The sequence below is a fragment of the Mesorhizobium sp. M0296 genome (genome assembly GCF_040321675.1).
Taxonomy (GTDB): domain Bacteria; phylum Pseudomonadota; class Alphaproteobacteria; order Rhizobiales; family Rhizobiaceae; genus Mesorhizobium.
This window is the reverse complement of sequence record NZ_JAMYRZ010000016.1, coordinates 98,305-113,755: the sequence shown is the minus strand read 5'-3', so window position 1 is coordinate 113,755 and position 15,451 is coordinate 98,305. Positions and strand designations below refer to the sequence as shown.

The 15,451-nt window shown below is 61.3% G+C and carries 16 protein-coding genes; 1 reads left to right on the top strand and 15 read right to left on the bottom strand.

Annotated elements, in window-relative coordinates:
- Positions 1 to 3: 3 nt before the first annotated feature.
- The 5 genes from NKI97_RS17510 to NKI97_RS17490 all read right to left on the bottom strand — a co-directional run bounded on the left by NKI97_RS17510 (position 4) and on the right by NKI97_RS17490 (position 2,505).
- Entirely contained in the window at positions 4 to 207 is a 204-nt protein-coding gene (locus NKI97_RS17510) for a hypothetical protein (RefSeq protein ID WP_352502724.1), read from the bottom strand.
- Positions 204 to 1,166: an ArdC family protein gene (locus NKI97_RS17505; protein ID WP_352835533.1), complete on the bottom strand. Its 963-nt coding sequence runs from the start codon at positions 1,164 to 1,166 to the stop codon at positions 204 to 206. The genes NKI97_RS17510 and NKI97_RS17505 overlap by 4 nt, the downstream gene beginning before the upstream one ends.
- Positions 1,167 to 1,591: 425 nt before the next feature.
- Positions 1,592 to 1,918 carry a sunset domain-containing protein gene (locus NKI97_RS35500; protein ID WP_502904626.1) on the bottom strand — a complete coding sequence of 109 codons (327 nt, stop codon included), beginning with the start codon at positions 1,916 to 1,918 and terminating at the stop codon, positions 1,592 to 1,594.
- Positions 1,891 to 2,118, bottom strand: a complete 228-nt coding sequence (locus tag NKI97_RS17495) for a hypothetical protein (RefSeq protein WP_023722034.1) — start codon at positions 2,116 to 2,118, stop codon at positions 1,891 to 1,893. Before NKI97_RS17495 ends, NKI97_RS35500 begins: the two co-directional genes overlap by 28 nt.
- 135 nt (positions 2,119 to 2,253) lie before the next feature.
- Complete coding sequence (locus NKI97_RS17490; RefSeq protein ID WP_023722035.1) at positions 2,254 to 2,505, bottom strand: helix-turn-helix domain-containing protein; 252 nt, start codon at positions 2,503 to 2,505, stop codon at positions 2,254 to 2,256.
- A 117-nt stretch (positions 2,506 to 2,622) separates the two neighbouring features.
- Between NKI97_RS17490 and NKI97_RS17485 the strand changes: the two genes are divergently transcribed.
- Positions 2,623 to 2,892 carry a DNA -binding domain-containing protein gene (locus NKI97_RS17485; RefSeq protein ID WP_023722036.1) on the top strand — a complete coding sequence of 90 codons (270 nt, stop codon included), beginning with the start codon at positions 2,623 to 2,625 and terminating at the stop codon, positions 2,890 to 2,892.
- 95 nt (positions 2,893 to 2,987) lie between these two features.
- Here NKI97_RS17485 and NKI97_RS17480 read toward each other — a convergent pair whose 3' ends face one another.
- From NKI97_RS17480 to ccoN, 10 genes are all read right to left on the bottom strand, one after another.
- Positions 2,988 to 4,895, bottom strand: coding sequence for a putative bifunctional diguanylate cyclase/phosphodiesterase (locus tag NKI97_RS17480; RefSeq protein ID WP_352484163.1), 1,908 nt, complete (start codon positions 4,893 to 4,895; stop codon positions 2,988 to 2,990).
- A 293-nt stretch (positions 4,896 to 5,188) separates the two neighbouring features.
- Entirely contained in the window at positions 5,189 to 6,370 is a 1,182-nt protein-coding gene (gene ubiM / locus NKI97_RS17475) for a 5-demethoxyubiquinol-8 5-hydroxylase UbiM (protein ID WP_352835574.1), read from the bottom strand.
- Positions 6,371 to 6,805: 435 nt separating this feature from the next.
- Complete coding sequence (ccoS, locus tag NKI97_RS17470) at positions 6,806 to 6,958, bottom strand: cbb3-type cytochrome oxidase assembly protein CcoS (protein WP_023722040.1); 153 nt, start codon at positions 6,956 to 6,958, stop codon at positions 6,806 to 6,808.
- Entirely contained in the window at positions 6,955 to 9,243 is a 2,289-nt protein-coding gene (locus NKI97_RS17465) for a cation-translocating P-type ATPase (RefSeq protein WP_352835527.1), read from the bottom strand. The genes ccoS and NKI97_RS17465 overlap by 4 nt, the downstream gene beginning before the upstream one ends.
- Positions 9,240 to 9,737 carry a FixH family protein gene (locus tag NKI97_RS17460; protein WP_352835524.1) on the bottom strand — a complete coding sequence of 166 codons (498 nt, stop codon included), beginning with the start codon at positions 9,735 to 9,737 and terminating at the stop codon, positions 9,240 to 9,242. The genes NKI97_RS17465 and NKI97_RS17460 overlap by 4 nt, the downstream gene beginning before the upstream one ends.
- Entirely contained in the window at positions 9,734 to 11,293 is a 1,560-nt protein-coding gene (gene ccoG / locus NKI97_RS17455) for a cytochrome c oxidase accessory protein CcoG (RefSeq protein ID WP_352835522.1), read from the bottom strand. The genes NKI97_RS17460 and ccoG overlap by 4 nt, the downstream gene beginning before the upstream one ends.
- A gap of 241 nt (positions 11,294 to 11,534) precedes the next feature.
- Complete coding sequence (gene ccoP / locus NKI97_RS17450) at positions 11,535 to 12,398, bottom strand: cytochrome-c oxidase, cbb3-type subunit III (RefSeq protein WP_352835519.1); 864 nt, start codon at positions 12,396 to 12,398, stop codon at positions 11,535 to 11,537.
- 2 nt (positions 12,399 to 12,400) lie between these two features.
- Complete coding sequence (locus NKI97_RS17445) at positions 12,401 to 12,550, bottom strand: cbb3-type cytochrome c oxidase subunit 3 (protein ID WP_352484158.1); 150 nt, start codon at positions 12,548 to 12,550, stop codon at positions 12,401 to 12,403.
- Between the two features lie 11 nt (positions 12,551 to 12,561).
- Positions 12,562 to 13,293 (bottom strand): cytochrome-c oxidase, cbb3-type subunit II, encoded by a 732-nt coding sequence (ccoO, locus tag NKI97_RS17440; RefSeq protein WP_023722047.1) that lies wholly within the window; start codon positions 13,291 to 13,293, stop codon positions 12,562 to 12,564.
- A complete protein-coding gene (ccoN, locus tag NKI97_RS17435; RefSeq protein WP_352835515.1) occupies positions 13,284 to 14,915 on the bottom strand; it encodes a cytochrome-c oxidase, cbb3-type subunit I in 1,632 nt (543 codons plus the stop codon). The genes ccoO and ccoN overlap by 10 nt, the downstream gene beginning before the upstream one ends.
- Between the last annotated feature and the right edge of the window lie 536 nt (positions 14,916 to 15,451).

Genomic DNA, 15,451 nt, shown 5'->3' with positions numbered 1-15,451 from the left:
TTGTCAGAACAGGTCGAGTTGATTTCTGCTGGCTTCATCGAAGAGGCCGATATCGAGCGGCTTTTGCGCCGCGCGCGGACACATCGGCGCGTCCATCAGGAGGGTGAGCCGATCGCGCGTGGTGATCGGCCGAACGCCGGGAATGAGCAGCTGCTCGCCTTGCGGCGTCGGCTCGGTCGCGGTCAGTTGAGGATCGCGCATCGTCATGCCGCAATCCCTTCCTGCGCCTCGCCTTCGGCATCGGCCTGAAGGCCAAGCAGGAAATCGGCGGCCTTGGAGGCAAGACTGGCGGCACGGAAGATGGCGCGGTTGTCCTCGCGCAGCACCTTTAGCCATGAGCCGATGTAATCGGCATGACGCACGGTCGGCTCGATACCGAGCTTGCTGCAGACGAAGGCGGCAGTGATTTCGGCGACCAATTCTTCACGCGCGTAAGCCTTGGAGCCGAACGAGCCGGAGAGGTCGCGAGCAAGCCGCGTCGGGTGGCCGGTCCAGTGGCCAAGCTCGTGAAAGCAGGTCCGGTAATAGTCGATCTGGTGATGGAACGCCGGCTGCGGCGGCACCTGAATGTGGTCGCTGCCCGGCATGTAGAAAGCGCGATCGCCGCCGACCCTGAAATCCGCACCGCTGGCGCGAATGAGCGTCTCGGCGTGCGGCACGATCTCGCACTGAGGCAGCGGCTCGGCGGCGGCATAGAGGTCTTCAGGAAGATTATCGCACTGCGCGACATTGAAGACGGTGAAGCGCTTTAAAAAAGGCACGGCCTGTGGTTCATCGCCCTCGTGGCGTGCGCGCTCCTTCTCGTCCTTGGGGACAAAGCGGTCGGCATGCACGATGGTCGTGCCGCGCTCGCCCTTCCTGACATTGCCGCCAAGGACGAGCGCCTGCCGGAAGGTGAGCCAGTTCTGGCTGGGATAGCTGCGCTCGATGACCGCGCCCCACAGGATGAGGATATTGATGCCGGAATAGATGCGCCCAGAGGATGCATTCCTCGGCAGGCCAAGGCCTGCCTTTGCGCTGCCCCATGGCTTGACCCATGGCACGGTGCCGCGCTCCAGTTCGGCAATGATGCGGTCGGTGATCTCCTGATAAAGGCTGGCGCCGGGGCGCCCGCCCTTGCCTGCGCCAGCCTCTCCGCTCGGGGTACGCTTGCTGTTTGCATGCATCGTCTCATCCTCCGCTCGCCAATCGCCGCGCCTTTCCCCGGAAGCGGGGTGGGCGGCGAGTCGCGACCGGAAAGGCCCGCCGTGGTAGGCGGACCGCATCCGAAGGACCGGAACGAAGAGGAGGACCCTGAGCGGCAGCGAAGGGTTGCGGGCTGCCGCGGCGGGCCTAGAAGGGAGTGCCGCCCACCCCGCGCACCGGGAACGGCCAACAGACAAACCGCGCCGCCCGCAAGGTCGGCGGCCGTCTCAGCCCGAAGGGCTGCCCACGCCAAGGGGCGAAGCCGAATGGCCGAGACCGCCTGAGCTTGCCGAAGAAAAGCGGGCTCGGTTCACGAGCACCTGGTGCGCGTCGTCAGGCGCGCGGGCGCCCGCCAGGACGGCAGGCTGGACAGATTTTTCGCACGGATCATCGTCAAGCGCCGCAGTTACGCCGAGAAACTCGACGACATCGCCGCCGTGCGCGCGGCTTGCTCCGAACAAAACCAGCGCTCGCCTTTCAACAGGTTGAGGCGCGTGTCCCAGTAATATTCCTGTCCGGGATCATGATAGACGCGCTCGCCCGTTTTGTAGCTTATATTGGCTTTGATGTTGCAGCCGACAGCGGCAGGGTCGATTCGAAGGCAAGAAAGCCAGCCAGGAGTTGTCTTGAAAGCGATGGTTGCCCACGCCCCTTCCCTCCGAAGAGAGAATGGGACGTTTGCAGCGTGGAGTCTACAAGTCGGGTCTAATTCACCGGTCCTGTTCCGAACCATTGAATGAACGGCGCATCCTTACCCGTGATATCCTTCACCGTCTTTAACAGCGCTTCATGGGTGCGTTGGAGAGCCCGGTAATGGTTGCTGCTAGGTGATAGAAGCGGCTGGACGATGCTCTTGTGCAGCCGTTCCGCCTCCGCCAGAAAGCGCTCGATTTCAGCCTGTGAAAGCTGCTTGGAAAGTTTGGTCCTAGCCATTGCGATCTCCGTTGAGGATTCGCCCCACCTAGGATTATCATCCTATATCGGCATGGCTTGGTAAAGACCCACCCGCAGCGGAATGGCAGCTTGCCGAAGAAAAGCACGCTCGGTTCACGGTACCGGCGCGAGCCGTTAGACGCGCAGGCGCCCGTTAGCCCGCAGGCTGGACAGAATCTCGCACGGATCAGCGTCAAGCGCCGCAGTTAAGTCGAGAAACTCGATGACGTCGAGACGCCGCTCTCCACCCTCGTACTTGGCCACGAAGGATTGGGGACGATCAAGCTTCTCGGCCACCTGCGCCTGAGTCAGGCCTTTGGCCTTGCGCAGGGAAACCAACTGGGCCAGAAACCGCTGGTGGCGGGGCGATCGAAGAGATTTGGGCATTTAGGCGAACCGGTCGGGTAAAGACCGGATCAGCGACTAATCCCGGTTTCGGATTATCCCATTTTGGGATATGCTGCGGGCGCTTAACAGGCGAGGTTCGCAGGCATGAATCGATCAATGGGAACAGATGAGACTCGAAACTCAACTCTGTGCGACGAAGTCCCCTGGTCGGAGAACCTCACGAGCTACGACAGGGAGCATTTCACGATCTACCTGCGGATCCTGGATGCCTGCGCCGACAATGCCAGCGAAGAGGAGATGGCTGATCTCATTCTCGGCATCGACCCGGCCCTTGAGCCGGTCCGCGCCCGCAAGGCTCTTCGCAGCCATATCGACCGGGCGAACTGGATGGTGACGACTGGCTACAAGGAACTGTTCGCCGGCTGACGCACAGCACGGACTGTCATGCTCTTCAAACAAGGAAGTTCAGATACCCGCCATTCATGAGCGCACGGCCGCGAGACACAGCGCGGCTGGAGCGGTCACAACTGGTTCGCGTGCTGTTTGACTGCCATTTCCAGTGCTTGGCTCAGAGGCACCGCCTTCGAGAACAGGAAGCCCTGAGCGGTCCTGCAGCCAAGCTTGTGCAGGGTTTGCCGATCCGCCTCTGTTTCGACGCCCTCGGCCATGACCTCGATCCCGAGCATGTTACCGAGATCGATGACCGATTTGACAAGCAGTCGGTCCTCTCGGGACTTGGCCAAGCCGCGAATGAAGCCCTGGTCTATTTTCACCTTGCGTATCCGACTGTCCTTGAGAGATGCCAACGTGGAAAAGCCGGTGCCGAAGTCATCGAGCGCGATGGAAATGCCGGCATGTGAAAGCCGTCCGAGCTTTTCATCCACTCTGTCCGGGTCTACCGGGGATTCTTCGGTAATCTCGATTTCGAACATCGTTGCAGGGAGGCCTTTTGCCGCCAGACCGTCCAGAACCATGTCGTCGATATCGCCGGCTTCCAGTTCGCGCGGTGAAACATTCATCGCCACACGGAGATCACGACAGTCAGCTTTCACCAAGCCGTCGATAAAAGCACAACAGTCGGCGAATACGGTTTGCGTCAGCAGCTGAAGCATTCCGGTTTCGCGTGCAGCTGTGATGATTTCGGGTGGAGAGATGGCGCCATGAGTCGGATGGGACCACCTCAGCAAGGCTTCAAAACCGACCACGGCCTCGGTGTCGAGTTTCACGATCGGCTGGAACCAAGGTTGCAAGCTTCTCGTCTTTATCGCCGAATGAAGGTCCCGTTCGACGGACTGGCGGCGTTGCAGTTCCCTGTCGAGTTCGGCATCGAACAGGCAAAATTCGTTCCTGCCACGACGCTTGGCCGTATAAAGGGCGATATCCGCCCGCAACAACATTTCCGTCAGGCCCGGCGTCTGCGCCAAGTATATTCCTATCGATGCCCCGACACGGACGGACGCGACCTCGATATAGGGTCGGGCAATTTTGGCTATGATATTGGAGGCGAGATCACTGGCAGAAAGCGAAACCCTCGTTGAGGGAAAAAACAGCACGAATTCATCGCCGCCGATACGAGCGAGCGTTGAGCCTTCCGGTGCTTCCTCCTCTATGCGGCGGGCGATCCTTACAAGCAGTTCATCACCGGTCCTGTGACCGTAGGTATCGTTGACGGATTTGAACCCGTCCAGATCAACCAGCATTGCCACGAAGGGGCCATCCGCGGTCTCGAAACGTCCGATTGCGTCTTCGAGGCCACGCCTGTTGAGAAGGGCCGTCAGGTGGTCCTGCCTGGAACTGGCCTTCATCTCCGCCGCAAGCCGCTCGGCCTCATGCCTCAGGCGGCTCGCTTCGCGGAACCGTGCTTGCCCAACACACGAAGCTCGAACCAAGCCGCCCATGAAAAGCAGAACGGTAAAAGCCAGAATGTAGTCTTCAAAATTGCCTTTCGCCAAAAGGCATCCCACCGTGATAAGGAGCGGAGGTGTGATGAAGTTGATCGCCGCCGCGGCATACGAACTGCCGTATGTAACCGCACCAGCGGAAATGCCCGCCAGAATGACCAGATGCAGCGGTGCTTGAGGTGTCGTGTATCCAACAGTCAGGACGGCCAGGAAGGACCAGGCAAACCCTGCCAGAAGAGCAAGGATGCCAAACCAGCGAAGCCGCGGCAAAACCCCCACGAAATTGTCATGGCGCCCTGTTTCCTTTAGCTGATAACGCGCGAGTGCAAGGCGGGCGGCATTTATTGCATTGACGACCAGGAACCAGATTGCAGCGGCAAAGCCGCTGCCAGAAAGGGCGTGCACCGCCCAAATCAGGCCTGACAGGATAGCGCTTATCGGCATCGACACGAAGAGGCCGGTCCTCAGGTCAGCAAGCTGATCCTGACGGATTTTGGCCTCCAGCGTGTCTTCATTTTTCGGGGCCATGGACGGACCGGCTTGCTCCCATCGTTGTTCGCGACGACAAGCTTACGCAAGCCCACTGAAGGACGGGTTAACTATCCAGCGGGGGTAACCAGTGCGCTCACCATGGCTCCGGGTCGCACGTCTGCTGTTAGGATTGCCGGCTGACCATCGAGATCTTGACGGTGCTATGCCTTGATCCGAACCATCCCAGGATCGGCATCGAAGCAGCCTTACGAACGGCATCAAACGCGCCCGGCGAGACAAAAGGAAGCCGGGCCGAGATAGCGTTCCAGAGCGGCAGCGCTGCCTGCGATTCACCGCCTGAGCATGGCCGAAATGCCATGGCGGATAAAGGGAAGATATTGGGCAAAGCGAAGCCCCGCATGTCTTGCAAGCCGTGCCGCCGGGTGCTCGCCTGAGTAGAGAGCGACAAGTACATTCGTAGCATGATAGAGCGGTGCCGCCGACAGACGCAGCCGGCTTTCGTATCTGCCGAGCATGTCGGGATCAGCAATGTCGCGGCGCTCGCGACATGCCGCCAGGATTCTATCGGCGAGTTGCTTCTGGCCACTGAGGCCGATGTTGAAGCCATGCGCGGTCACCGGGTGCATGCCGAGGGCAGCATCGCCGATCAGTGCCGCACTCGGAGCCCAGAACTTGTGCGCCCAGGTCGTGACCAGCGGATAGGCATGGCGGGTGCTTGCCAAGGTCATCTCTCCGAGGCGTCCTCGACACCGGCTCGTCAATTCCATGAGGAACAAGTCGTCGTCGAGAGCAAGCAGTCTGTCGGCCTCGTTTGAGCGCAACGTGAGAAGCAGCGACGACACGCCTTCCATGAGCGGCAACATCGCTATCGTCTGATGGTGATCGAACCATTCGACCGCGATCTGGTGATGGGCGCGCTCGTGCCTCACCCGGCAAATCAGCATGGAGTTGCCAAGCCGATTGATGTCGGCCCCAATGCCGAGCAGGTCGCGCGTCGCGGACAGACGCGAATCCGCTGCAACGAGCAGCCGAGCGGCCAATTGCCTGCCGTCACAGAGCCTTATGACTGCTTCTTTGTGGCTGGTTGTTGCATTGACGACCGAGTGGCCGCACAGCAGCTGGGCATGACCCTGGAAGTGGACAATCTTGAACAGGGCGTCGCGGATCCGACAATTTGGGACCAGAATTCCGAGTGGTTCCCCAGATCCGCTGGGAGAATCGAAGCACAGGGCGAAAGGGCTCGATCCGTTGAGCACACGCGCGCCTTGAAGTGGTGATTTGTCCGAAGCGGGGATGATATCCCAGGCGCCGAGCTCGCGAAGGATTTCAACCGATGCGTGGGTCAGCGCGATCTCGCGACCGTCGAAAGCCGGATTCGCCAGGCTTTCGAGCGACTGCCGTTCAACCACTGCCACCTTGAGTCGGCTCTGGGCAAGCGATGCGGCGAAGGAAAGTCCGACCGGCCCGGCTCCGACGACAATGACGTCGAATCTATCGACAGAGCCGGCCATCAGCGTGCCGTCATTGCGTCGGCTATCTGCGACGAAGGGCACTGGAACGCATCGCAATCGATCCACGGTTTGCGGCTTATCGCGCGACCTAACCGTCCGTTGGACATGCGCGCCCCTTCAAAGGTCCCAATGAAACCACGCCGATGAAGAGATAACCCTGATCTGGATCAACCAGGCTCGACAAACCCAGCAATGGCGGTTCACGGTGATGGGTCGATCGCCACGAAAATGTTGGCCATGGTCTGGTCATCATGGAACGTGCGGCTTCCCCTTCGGTGCGGCCTTTCCCAGCCGAAAGTTCGGCAACGCATTCTGGCTCATCCGTTCTTCGCACCCGTCGCGCGCCGAATCGACATGACGCCAAAGCAATCGCGACCAGACGGTCTCGGTCGGCGACGACCGGCATCCGCGCAGTCGTCGGCAAAGCGATCTGGTTCAGCTGCGCGGTTCGTCGCGGTCGATCAGGATTCGCTCGGCGGCGCCATCGAGATCTTCGTATTGACCGCTCCTCAAGGCCCACAGAAAGCCGCAGAGGCCAAGAGCGCCAAGAAGCAAGGCCACGGGTATGAGGTAGGCGAGCGTCGTCATTGGAGTTGTTCCAATTGGGTGGCGCCGTCTTGAATGTCATGCCGGGCATCTTGCGCCGATGCGCTTGACACGAAGCCTTGCAGGCGCAGCGCATTGCCGATGACCAGGAGGGACGAGGCGGACATCGCGACCGCCGCGATCAGTGGCGTAACGTGTCCCAGAATGGCGATCGGTACGGCGACGGCATTGTAAGCGATCGCGATGGCGATGTTCTGCCGGATCAGCCGTCCAGCCTTCCGCGAAACGTCTACAGCAAGCGGGACCGCCAGAAGACTTTCACGCAGGAACACGAAATCCGCGGCGTTGCGACCGATATCCGCCGCCGTGGCCGGAGCGATCGAAACGTGTGCGGCGCCCAACGCAGGCGTGTCATTGAGCCCATCGCCGACCATCAGCACCTTGTGGCCGGTTCGCGTCAATGCTTCGATCTGTTCTACCTTGCCGGAGGGAAGCAACGCGGGAACAAAGCGCTCGATGCCCAGTGCTTCCGCGACTTCGCCGCAGGCCGCTTCTGTGTCGCCCGACAGCATCTCCACCGATACGCCGGCGCTGTTCAAGAGTTCGAGGGCCGCCCTGGCGTCGGCGCGCAACGCATCCTCGAAAACGAAGGACGCGACAATGATCCCGTCTTTCGCCAGAACCGTTCCGCCATGGCCATGTTCGCCTTCGCCGCCGGTCCGGGTTTTCCACTCAGCCCATCCGCGGCGACCCAGCCGCCAGGTGCTGCCTTGGGCGGTGGCTTCGATGCCGAAGCCCGGATGCTCGCTGACGGACGCGAGTTTCGGCTGGCCGGCAAAGGCTGCAAGGCCAGCGATTGCCTTCGAAAAAGGATGGCGGGAATGCGCTGCCATGTCGGCCGTCAAGGCCAGCATTATCGGGTCGATCGACGGCGCATTGATCAGCCGGGGCAGTCCGAGCGTAAGCGTGCCGGTTTTGTCGAACAATGCCGTGTCGATCCCCGCCAGGCGCTCCATGGCGGAGCCGTCCTTGACCATGACGCCGCTTTCGAACAGCCGGCGCGCAGCGACCACCTGCACGATCGGCACGGCGAGACCGAGCGCGCACGGGCATGTGATGATCAAGACGGCGATGGCGATGGTCATTGCCCCGTGCCAGTCGCCGGTCGCCGCCATCCAGCCGAGAAACGTCACAAAAGCGGTCAGGTGGACCACAGGGGCATAAAGCACTGAAACGCGGTCGGCGATCCGGCGATAATGCGCGCGGCCGCCCTCGGCGGCCTCCATCAGCCGAACCATTTCGGCCAGGAAGGAATCCTTCGCGGCGGCCGTCGCCTCGACGGTCAGCGAACCGGTAAGGTTGAGTACGCCGGCCTGTACGGGTTCGCCTGGCGCCACGTTTCTGGGCGTGCTCTCGCCCGAGACTAGAGAGCAGTCGAGATCGGACGCCCCGCCAATGATCCGGCCGTCGACGGGAACCCTCTCGCCGGCCGCGATCAAGAGCTGCATGCCTGGTTCGATCTCGCCAACCGGCAAGTAGTCGCGCGAACCATCCTCGCGCAGCACCATGGTGCTGCGCGCCGCCAGCCGAGCCAGTCCGTTCACGGCCGTCCGTGCCCGTTCCCGCATGACGTGATCCAGCGTGCGGCCGATCAGCAGAAAGAACAGCAGCGACACCGACGCGTCGAAATAGGCGTGGTCGCCATGGTTGATCGACTCGTAGAGGCTCATGGCGTAAGCGAGCGATACCCCGACCGCGATCGGCACGTCCATGTTCATGCGGCCATGGCGCAGCGCATTCCAGGCCGAGCGGAAATAGATGCCGCCTGAGAAGGCGAGCGCGGGAATGGCGATCAGCGCCGAGACCCAATGGAAAAGATCGCGGGTCGCGCCTTCTGCGCCGGACCAGACCGAAACTGAAAGCAGCATGATGTTGCCCGCCGCAAAGCCGGCGACCGAAACGGCGCGGATCAGTTCAGAAAGCGTCTTGTCCCTACCGTCCGCCTCGGGATCGAACAGGTGCGCCTCATAACCCATCCGTCCCAGCGAGGCGACGAATGGCGGAACCTCGTCGCCGCGCCACCGGACCGAAACACGTTTCGTCGAAAGATTGACACGAGCGCCTTCGACGCGATCCAGCTTGCCGATCGCCGTCTCAATCGTCTGGATGCAGGCCGCACAATGCACGGCCGGCACGGAAAGGTCGGTCTGGCGAAGATCATCGCCAATCGAGCGGCTCGCCAGTCTGATTTCCTGGCTAGAAGGCAGGGCCAGTACGACCTTGTCCAGGTCCAGCGCCTTTTCGGCGCCCGCCGCACAGCAGCTCATTGCAGCGCTCCCCTGGAAATCATGATGCGGCGTACGTCGCGATAGGGCTCGGCAAGGCCGGCATCGGCATCGACTTCGACGATCCAGACGCCGTCCTTCGGCGTATGCCGGGTCGTGAATTCCTGGCCCGAGATGGGGGCCAGCGTGACGGCCTTGTCCTCGGCCTCGTAGGCAGGGTGGCGAAACAGCACCTTGACACCACGCAAGGCAATCGGCTTGCCGCCGGCATTAGCGAGGCTGTAGCGGACTTCGCCGCCAGCAATCGTCAGCTTGCCGGTCCAGCCAAGCGCTGCCTGCGCGCGCCCTTCCTCGGTTTTTTCGTTGAATTGCTGGCTCGCCACATAGGTATTTTCGACGACAAGGCCGGTCCAACTCGTATTGGCGAGTGTTGCCATGGTCACGTTGACGCCAATGACGGCGCCGAAGAAGCCAAGGATGGTGAACAGCATGTGCCTTCCGGTGAATTCGCGGGATTTCTGCGAATGAGCACTCATCTGGCGATCTCCGGTGCATTGAACGTGGCCGTGTATTCGGCGGACTCGAGGCCTGCTTCATCCTCGATCCGGAACTTGAAGCTCTGTGTCACTCCCTTGATCTGATCCGCCGGTTGGCGCACGAAAACCTTCAGCAACTTCAACCGGTCGGGATCGGCCAGTGTGGTGAAGGAGCGTGCAGGAGAACGATCGACACCGACCGCGCTCATCTCGGCACCCGGCAGATCCTGCAAGGTGACAATGATCGCCCGGGGCTCGGGAATCATGTTGAGCAGCTTGACGGTGTAGCCGTTGCGGATCGAACCGTCGGAGAGCGTCACGAATTGCGGGTTGCGATCGTGCAGGACATTCAGCTCGAGCCGCTCGCGGGTCAGCAGCGAATAAAGCAGCGCGAACCCGACCGCCGACCAGGCGCCAAGATAGAAGAAGGTGCGCGGGCGGAAGATCTTGCGGATGTGGAAATGCGCCAGCCTGTCAGAGAAGGAGTCATCGGCGGTTCGCACCAGCGAGGGGTCCACCGCGCGCGAGCCGCCCGCTGTGGCGATAGCCATGTTGGCGTTGTAGTCGGACAATGTCGCATAGGAGACCAGCCCATGTTTCCTGCCCAGTTTGTCCATGACGCTGTCGCAGGCATCGATGCAGAGCGCGCAGGTGATGCATTCGAGCTGCTGGCCGTCGCGAATGTCGATCCCCATCGGGCAGACCGCCACGCAGGAATTGCAATCGACGCAGTCCCCGACCGGTTGCCCCGCGGCCAGCACCTTCTTGGCATGACGCGAACGCGGTTCGCCGCGCCAGCCGTTGTAAGTCACCGTGAGCGAGTTTTCGTCGAGCATGGCTGCCTGGATGCGCGGCCAGGGGCACATATAGGTGCAGACCTGCTCGCGCATCAGTCCGCCGAACGTGTAGGTGGTCGCCGTCAGCACGGCGATGGTGACATAGGCCACGGGCGCGGCGGAGCCCTTGATGACCTCGACGACCAGCGTCGGCGCATCGGCGAAATAGAAGATCCAGGCGCCGCCGCTCGCCGCGCCTGTGACCAGCCAAATGGCGTGTCTCGATGTTCGCAGCACGAGTTTGCGCGCAGTCCAGGGCCCGGCATCTAGCTTCATGCGCGCGTTGCGGTCGCCCTCGATGGCTCGCTCGACGACCAGAAACAGATCGACCCATACGGTCTGCGGGCACGTATAGCCGCACCAAGCCCGGCCGACGGTGGATGTGATCAGGAAAAGGCCGATACCGGCCATGACCAGCAGGCCGGCCACATAGTAGAATTCCTGCGGCCAGATCTCGATGACGAAGAAGTAGAAGCGGCGATTGGCAAGATCGACCAGCACGGCCTGGTCCGGGGCAAATGGCCCGCGATCCCACCGCAGCCAGGGCGTCAGGTAGTAGATCCCCAGCGTGATTGCCATCACCGACCACTTGAAGCGGCGGAAGCTGCCAGAGGCCCGCTTAGGGAATATCTTCTTGCGTGCGGCATAGAGCGGCTGACGGGTGTTGGCGGAGTTGACCGCATCGGCTTCGAGCCGTTCTATTTGCGTGTTATCAAGCACGAGAAGCTCCAGTCACCAGCGACGATTTCGCCGGAAGCCCGACGCATCCGATGTCGAGGCCCGGCTTGCGCCGGGCCTCGTCGCTTGGCGAGGGGGGAGGAGAATAGGCTTCCGTTCCTATTCGCCACCGCCAAGCGAATGCACTTAGACTGCTCGTTCCTTGGCCTTTGATGTCGAGGCCCGGCTCGCGCCGGGCCTCGTCGCATGGCGGTGGGGGGAGGACGAGAATAGGCTTGCCTTCCTATTCTCCGCCGCCAAGCGAATGGACATAGACCGCGAGTTCCTTGACCTTGATCTCGCCGAGACGCCCGATCCATGCCGGCATGACGCCGTGCTTCGGCGCGCGAACCTGCGCAGCAATAGCCGTCTCGCCCGGTCCATAGAGCCAGATCGCGTCAGTCAAGTCGGGTGCGCCGAACTCCTTGTTGCCCTTTGCATTCTCACCATGACAGCCGGCACAATTCTCGGCGAAAACATTGGCGCCGGGTTCGATCAGGCTTGTGTCTTGAACAGGACCGGAGAGGCTGGCGACATAGGCGCCGACCTGCTTGATCTGATCCGTCGTGATGATGTCCCCAAAAGCAGGCATTTCCGACACGCGCGTATCCGGGTCTGATGCGAAGCGGATGCCGTGCGCAATAGTCTGCTGGATCTGTTCGGCCTTGCCACCCCACAGCCAATCGTCGTCGTTGAGATTGGGAAAACCCTTGGACCCTTGAGCGCCCGAGCCATGGCACTGCACGCAATTGACCTTGAACGTGGCTGCGCCAGCCGCAACGGCGAATTCGCGCAATGCGTCGTCGGCAGTAATCTCGGAGACGGGCTTCGCCTGAATGGCAGCGACATAGTTGCCCTTGGCCGCTTCGGCGGCCGCCAGTTCATCCTTGACGTCGTTGCGGCTCGAATACCCCAGCACACCCTTGGTCGCGGAAGTCAGCACCGGCCATGCCGGATAGGCGACGGTGTAGCCGATCGCCCAGGCAATGGTGATGTGGAAGGTGATGACCCACCAGCGCGGAAGCGGGTTGTTGAGTTCCTTGATGCCGTCCCACTCATGGCCGGTCGTCGGGATGCCCGAAACCTCGTCGATATGCTCGCGGCTCATGATCAGTCGTCCTTGAGAGGAATTTGAGCGGCTTTGTCGGCGTGCCTGCGGCTGCCGGGACGAAGTGCAAAGGCAACGCATCCGACGAAGAAAAGCGCCATGGCAAGCAGGCCCCAGCTGTCGGCAAACTCCCGCATGAAATTGTACGTCATCGCCATTCTCCTCAGCGGTAGCCGGCGGCCTCATCGTAGTTCTTGAAATCGACCAGCGTGCCGAGCATCTGGAGATAGGCGACCAGGGCATCCATTTCGGTGACCTGCTGCGGATCGCCGTCGGAATCTCCGGTCTTGGCCTTCGGATAGCGAGCCTCGAGGCCCGAACTATCGGCATTCGGGTCGGCCTGCGCCATCAGATCGGCATTGGCATGAGCGATCATCTCGTCTGAATAGGGAACGCCGACCCGCCTGTTCGCGACGAGGTGCGTCGAGAAGTCCTTCACCTCGATCGGCGTGTCCTTGAGGAAGCCGTAGCTCGGCATGATCGATTCCGGCACCACGGAGCGCGGGTCGGACAAATGCTGCACATGCCAGGTGTTCGAGTAACGGTCGCCGACGCGGGCCAGATCCGGTCCGGTTCGCTTCGATCCCCATTGGAACGGGTGATCGTACATCGACTCGGCCGCCAGGCTGTAGTGGCCGTAGCGCTCGACCTCATCGCGGAACGGCCTGATCATCTGGCTGTGGCAGAGGTAGCAGCCCTCACGCACATAGATGTTGCGTCCGGCGAGCTCAAGCGGCGAGTAGGGCCGCATGCCTTCGACCTTCTCGATGGTGTTGTCGAGATAGAAGAGCGGCGCGATCTCGACGATGCCGCCGATTGTTACGACCAGCAGGGACCCGAGGAGAAGAAGTGTAGCGTTCTTCTCGATAACCTTGTGTTTGTCCATCAGGCCCATTTGCTGGCTCCTGATCGTACAGACCGGAGGGCGGGGATGGAGCGCGGCATCGGATCCTCCTCGCGCTGGTAGCCCAGGATGGTCATGGCGATGTTCCAGGCCATGATGAGGGCGCCCGACAGATACATCGCGCCGCCGATGGCACGCATGATGTAGTAAGGGTGCATGGCGGCGACGGTCTCGGCGAAGGAATAGACGAGGAAGCTCTGCTCGTCGTACTCGCGCCACATCAGGCCCTGCATGATGCCGGACACCCACATGACAGCGGCGTAGACGACGATGCCGAGTGTCGCCAGCCAGAAGTGCCAGGTCACCAGCCGCATAGAATAAAGCCGTTCACGGTTCCAAAGCTTCGGCACCATGTAATAGATCGCGCCGAACGATATCATGCCGACCCAGCCGAGTGCGCCGGAATGGACGTGGCCAATGGTCCAGTCAGTGTAGTGCGAGAGCGAGTTGACCGTCTTGATCGCCATCATCGGGCCTTCGAAGGTCGACATGCCGTAGAAGGCGACGGCCATCACCATCATGCGGATGATGGGATCGGTGCGAAGCTTGTCCCAGGCGCCGGACAGCGTCATCAGGCCGTTGATCATGCCGCCCCATGACGGCATCCAGAGCATGATCGAGAACACCATTCCGAGCGTCTGCGCCCAATCGGGCAGGGCCGTGTAGTGGAGATGGTGGGGACCAGCCCAGATGTAGAGAAAGATCAGCGCCCAGAAGTGGATGATAGAGAGGCGGTAGGAATAGACCGGCCGGTTCGCCTGCTTGGGCACGAAATAATACATCATGCCGAGGAAGCCGGCGGTGAGGAAGAAGCCGACGGCATTGTGGCCATACCACCATTGCGTCAGGGCATCCTGTACGCCGGAGAAGGCTGAATAGCTCTTGGCGCCCAGCAAGGAGACCGGCATCGACAGGTTGTTGATCACATGCAGCATCGCGATGGTCACGATGAAGGAGAGGTAAAACCAGTTGGCGACGTAGATGTGCGGTTCCTTCCGCTTCAGGATGGTGCCGAGGAACAGCAGAAGATAAGCGACCCAGACGATGGTTAGCCACAAGTCCACATACCATTCGGGTTCGGCGTATTCACGGCTCTCAGTGATGCCAAGCAGGTAGCCGGTCGCGGCCATGACGATGAAGAGCTGATAGCCCCAGAACACGAACCAGGCGAGATCGCCGCCGAACAGCCGCGCGCGGCAGGTTCGCTGTACGACATACAAGGATGTGCAAAGCAGCGCATTGCCGCCGAAGGCAAAAACGACGCCCGACGTGTGCAGGGGCCGCAGGCGGCCGAAATTGAACCAGGGCTCGACGTTGAGATCCGGATAGGCAAGCTGCAGGGCGATGACCACCCCGACCAGCATGCCGACGACGCCCCAGAATACGGTGGCGATGGCACCGTAGCGGATCGGCCCATCCATGTAAGCGGTGGGGTCGATCGGAACTGCCGGCTTGAACTCCGTGTTGCGCAACAGAATCGCAGTGAAGCCAGCCACGGCGAAGAACAAAACCCACATATGCTGGCGAAAAGGTTCATCTACGCCGAAGCCGGCGGCCACCAAAGCCGCGAATGCGAACAGGCTTAGAAGGACGATCTCTTTGCCGAATTTCATCGCAAGTCCCGATTTCCAATTCCGGCGGACACCAAACCGCGGTGCCTTAATTGCGCAGCCGTGGCCTGCTCGCCCTGATCCATGTCAGAGCCGCACGATTTTGTTTCGAGCAGCATCGAGTTCGGTGCGATCAGACTGTGGCGATCGACGAGGAAACGCAGCACCGGCCGCCACGCTTATGGACAGGTCCGGCGTCCCCGGGCCGGGCCGGAGTGGAGGCGATTGCGGACGGGTGAGGAAGCGCGCGTCTGCGACGCTGGAGAGTATGGCCGATGCCTTGCCGAACGTCGATCGTTCCAATGCCTTGGGACAGCCAACGCCAGCGTTGCGCTGCCTTCGTGACATTCATGGTTCGGGCAGACGGCGATTTTCCCCTGCGTATGAGGCGTATTGACTTCGGCCGAATGCAATCCTGCCTGGAACAGCCGGTTGCACGTCGAGCACCTCGAGGATGGATACTTCGCCGACGAGTTGGCCGAAACGCACCTGGCTCAGGCGATCAGATGGAGAGCGGGCTGTCGCTATGCGACTTCTTC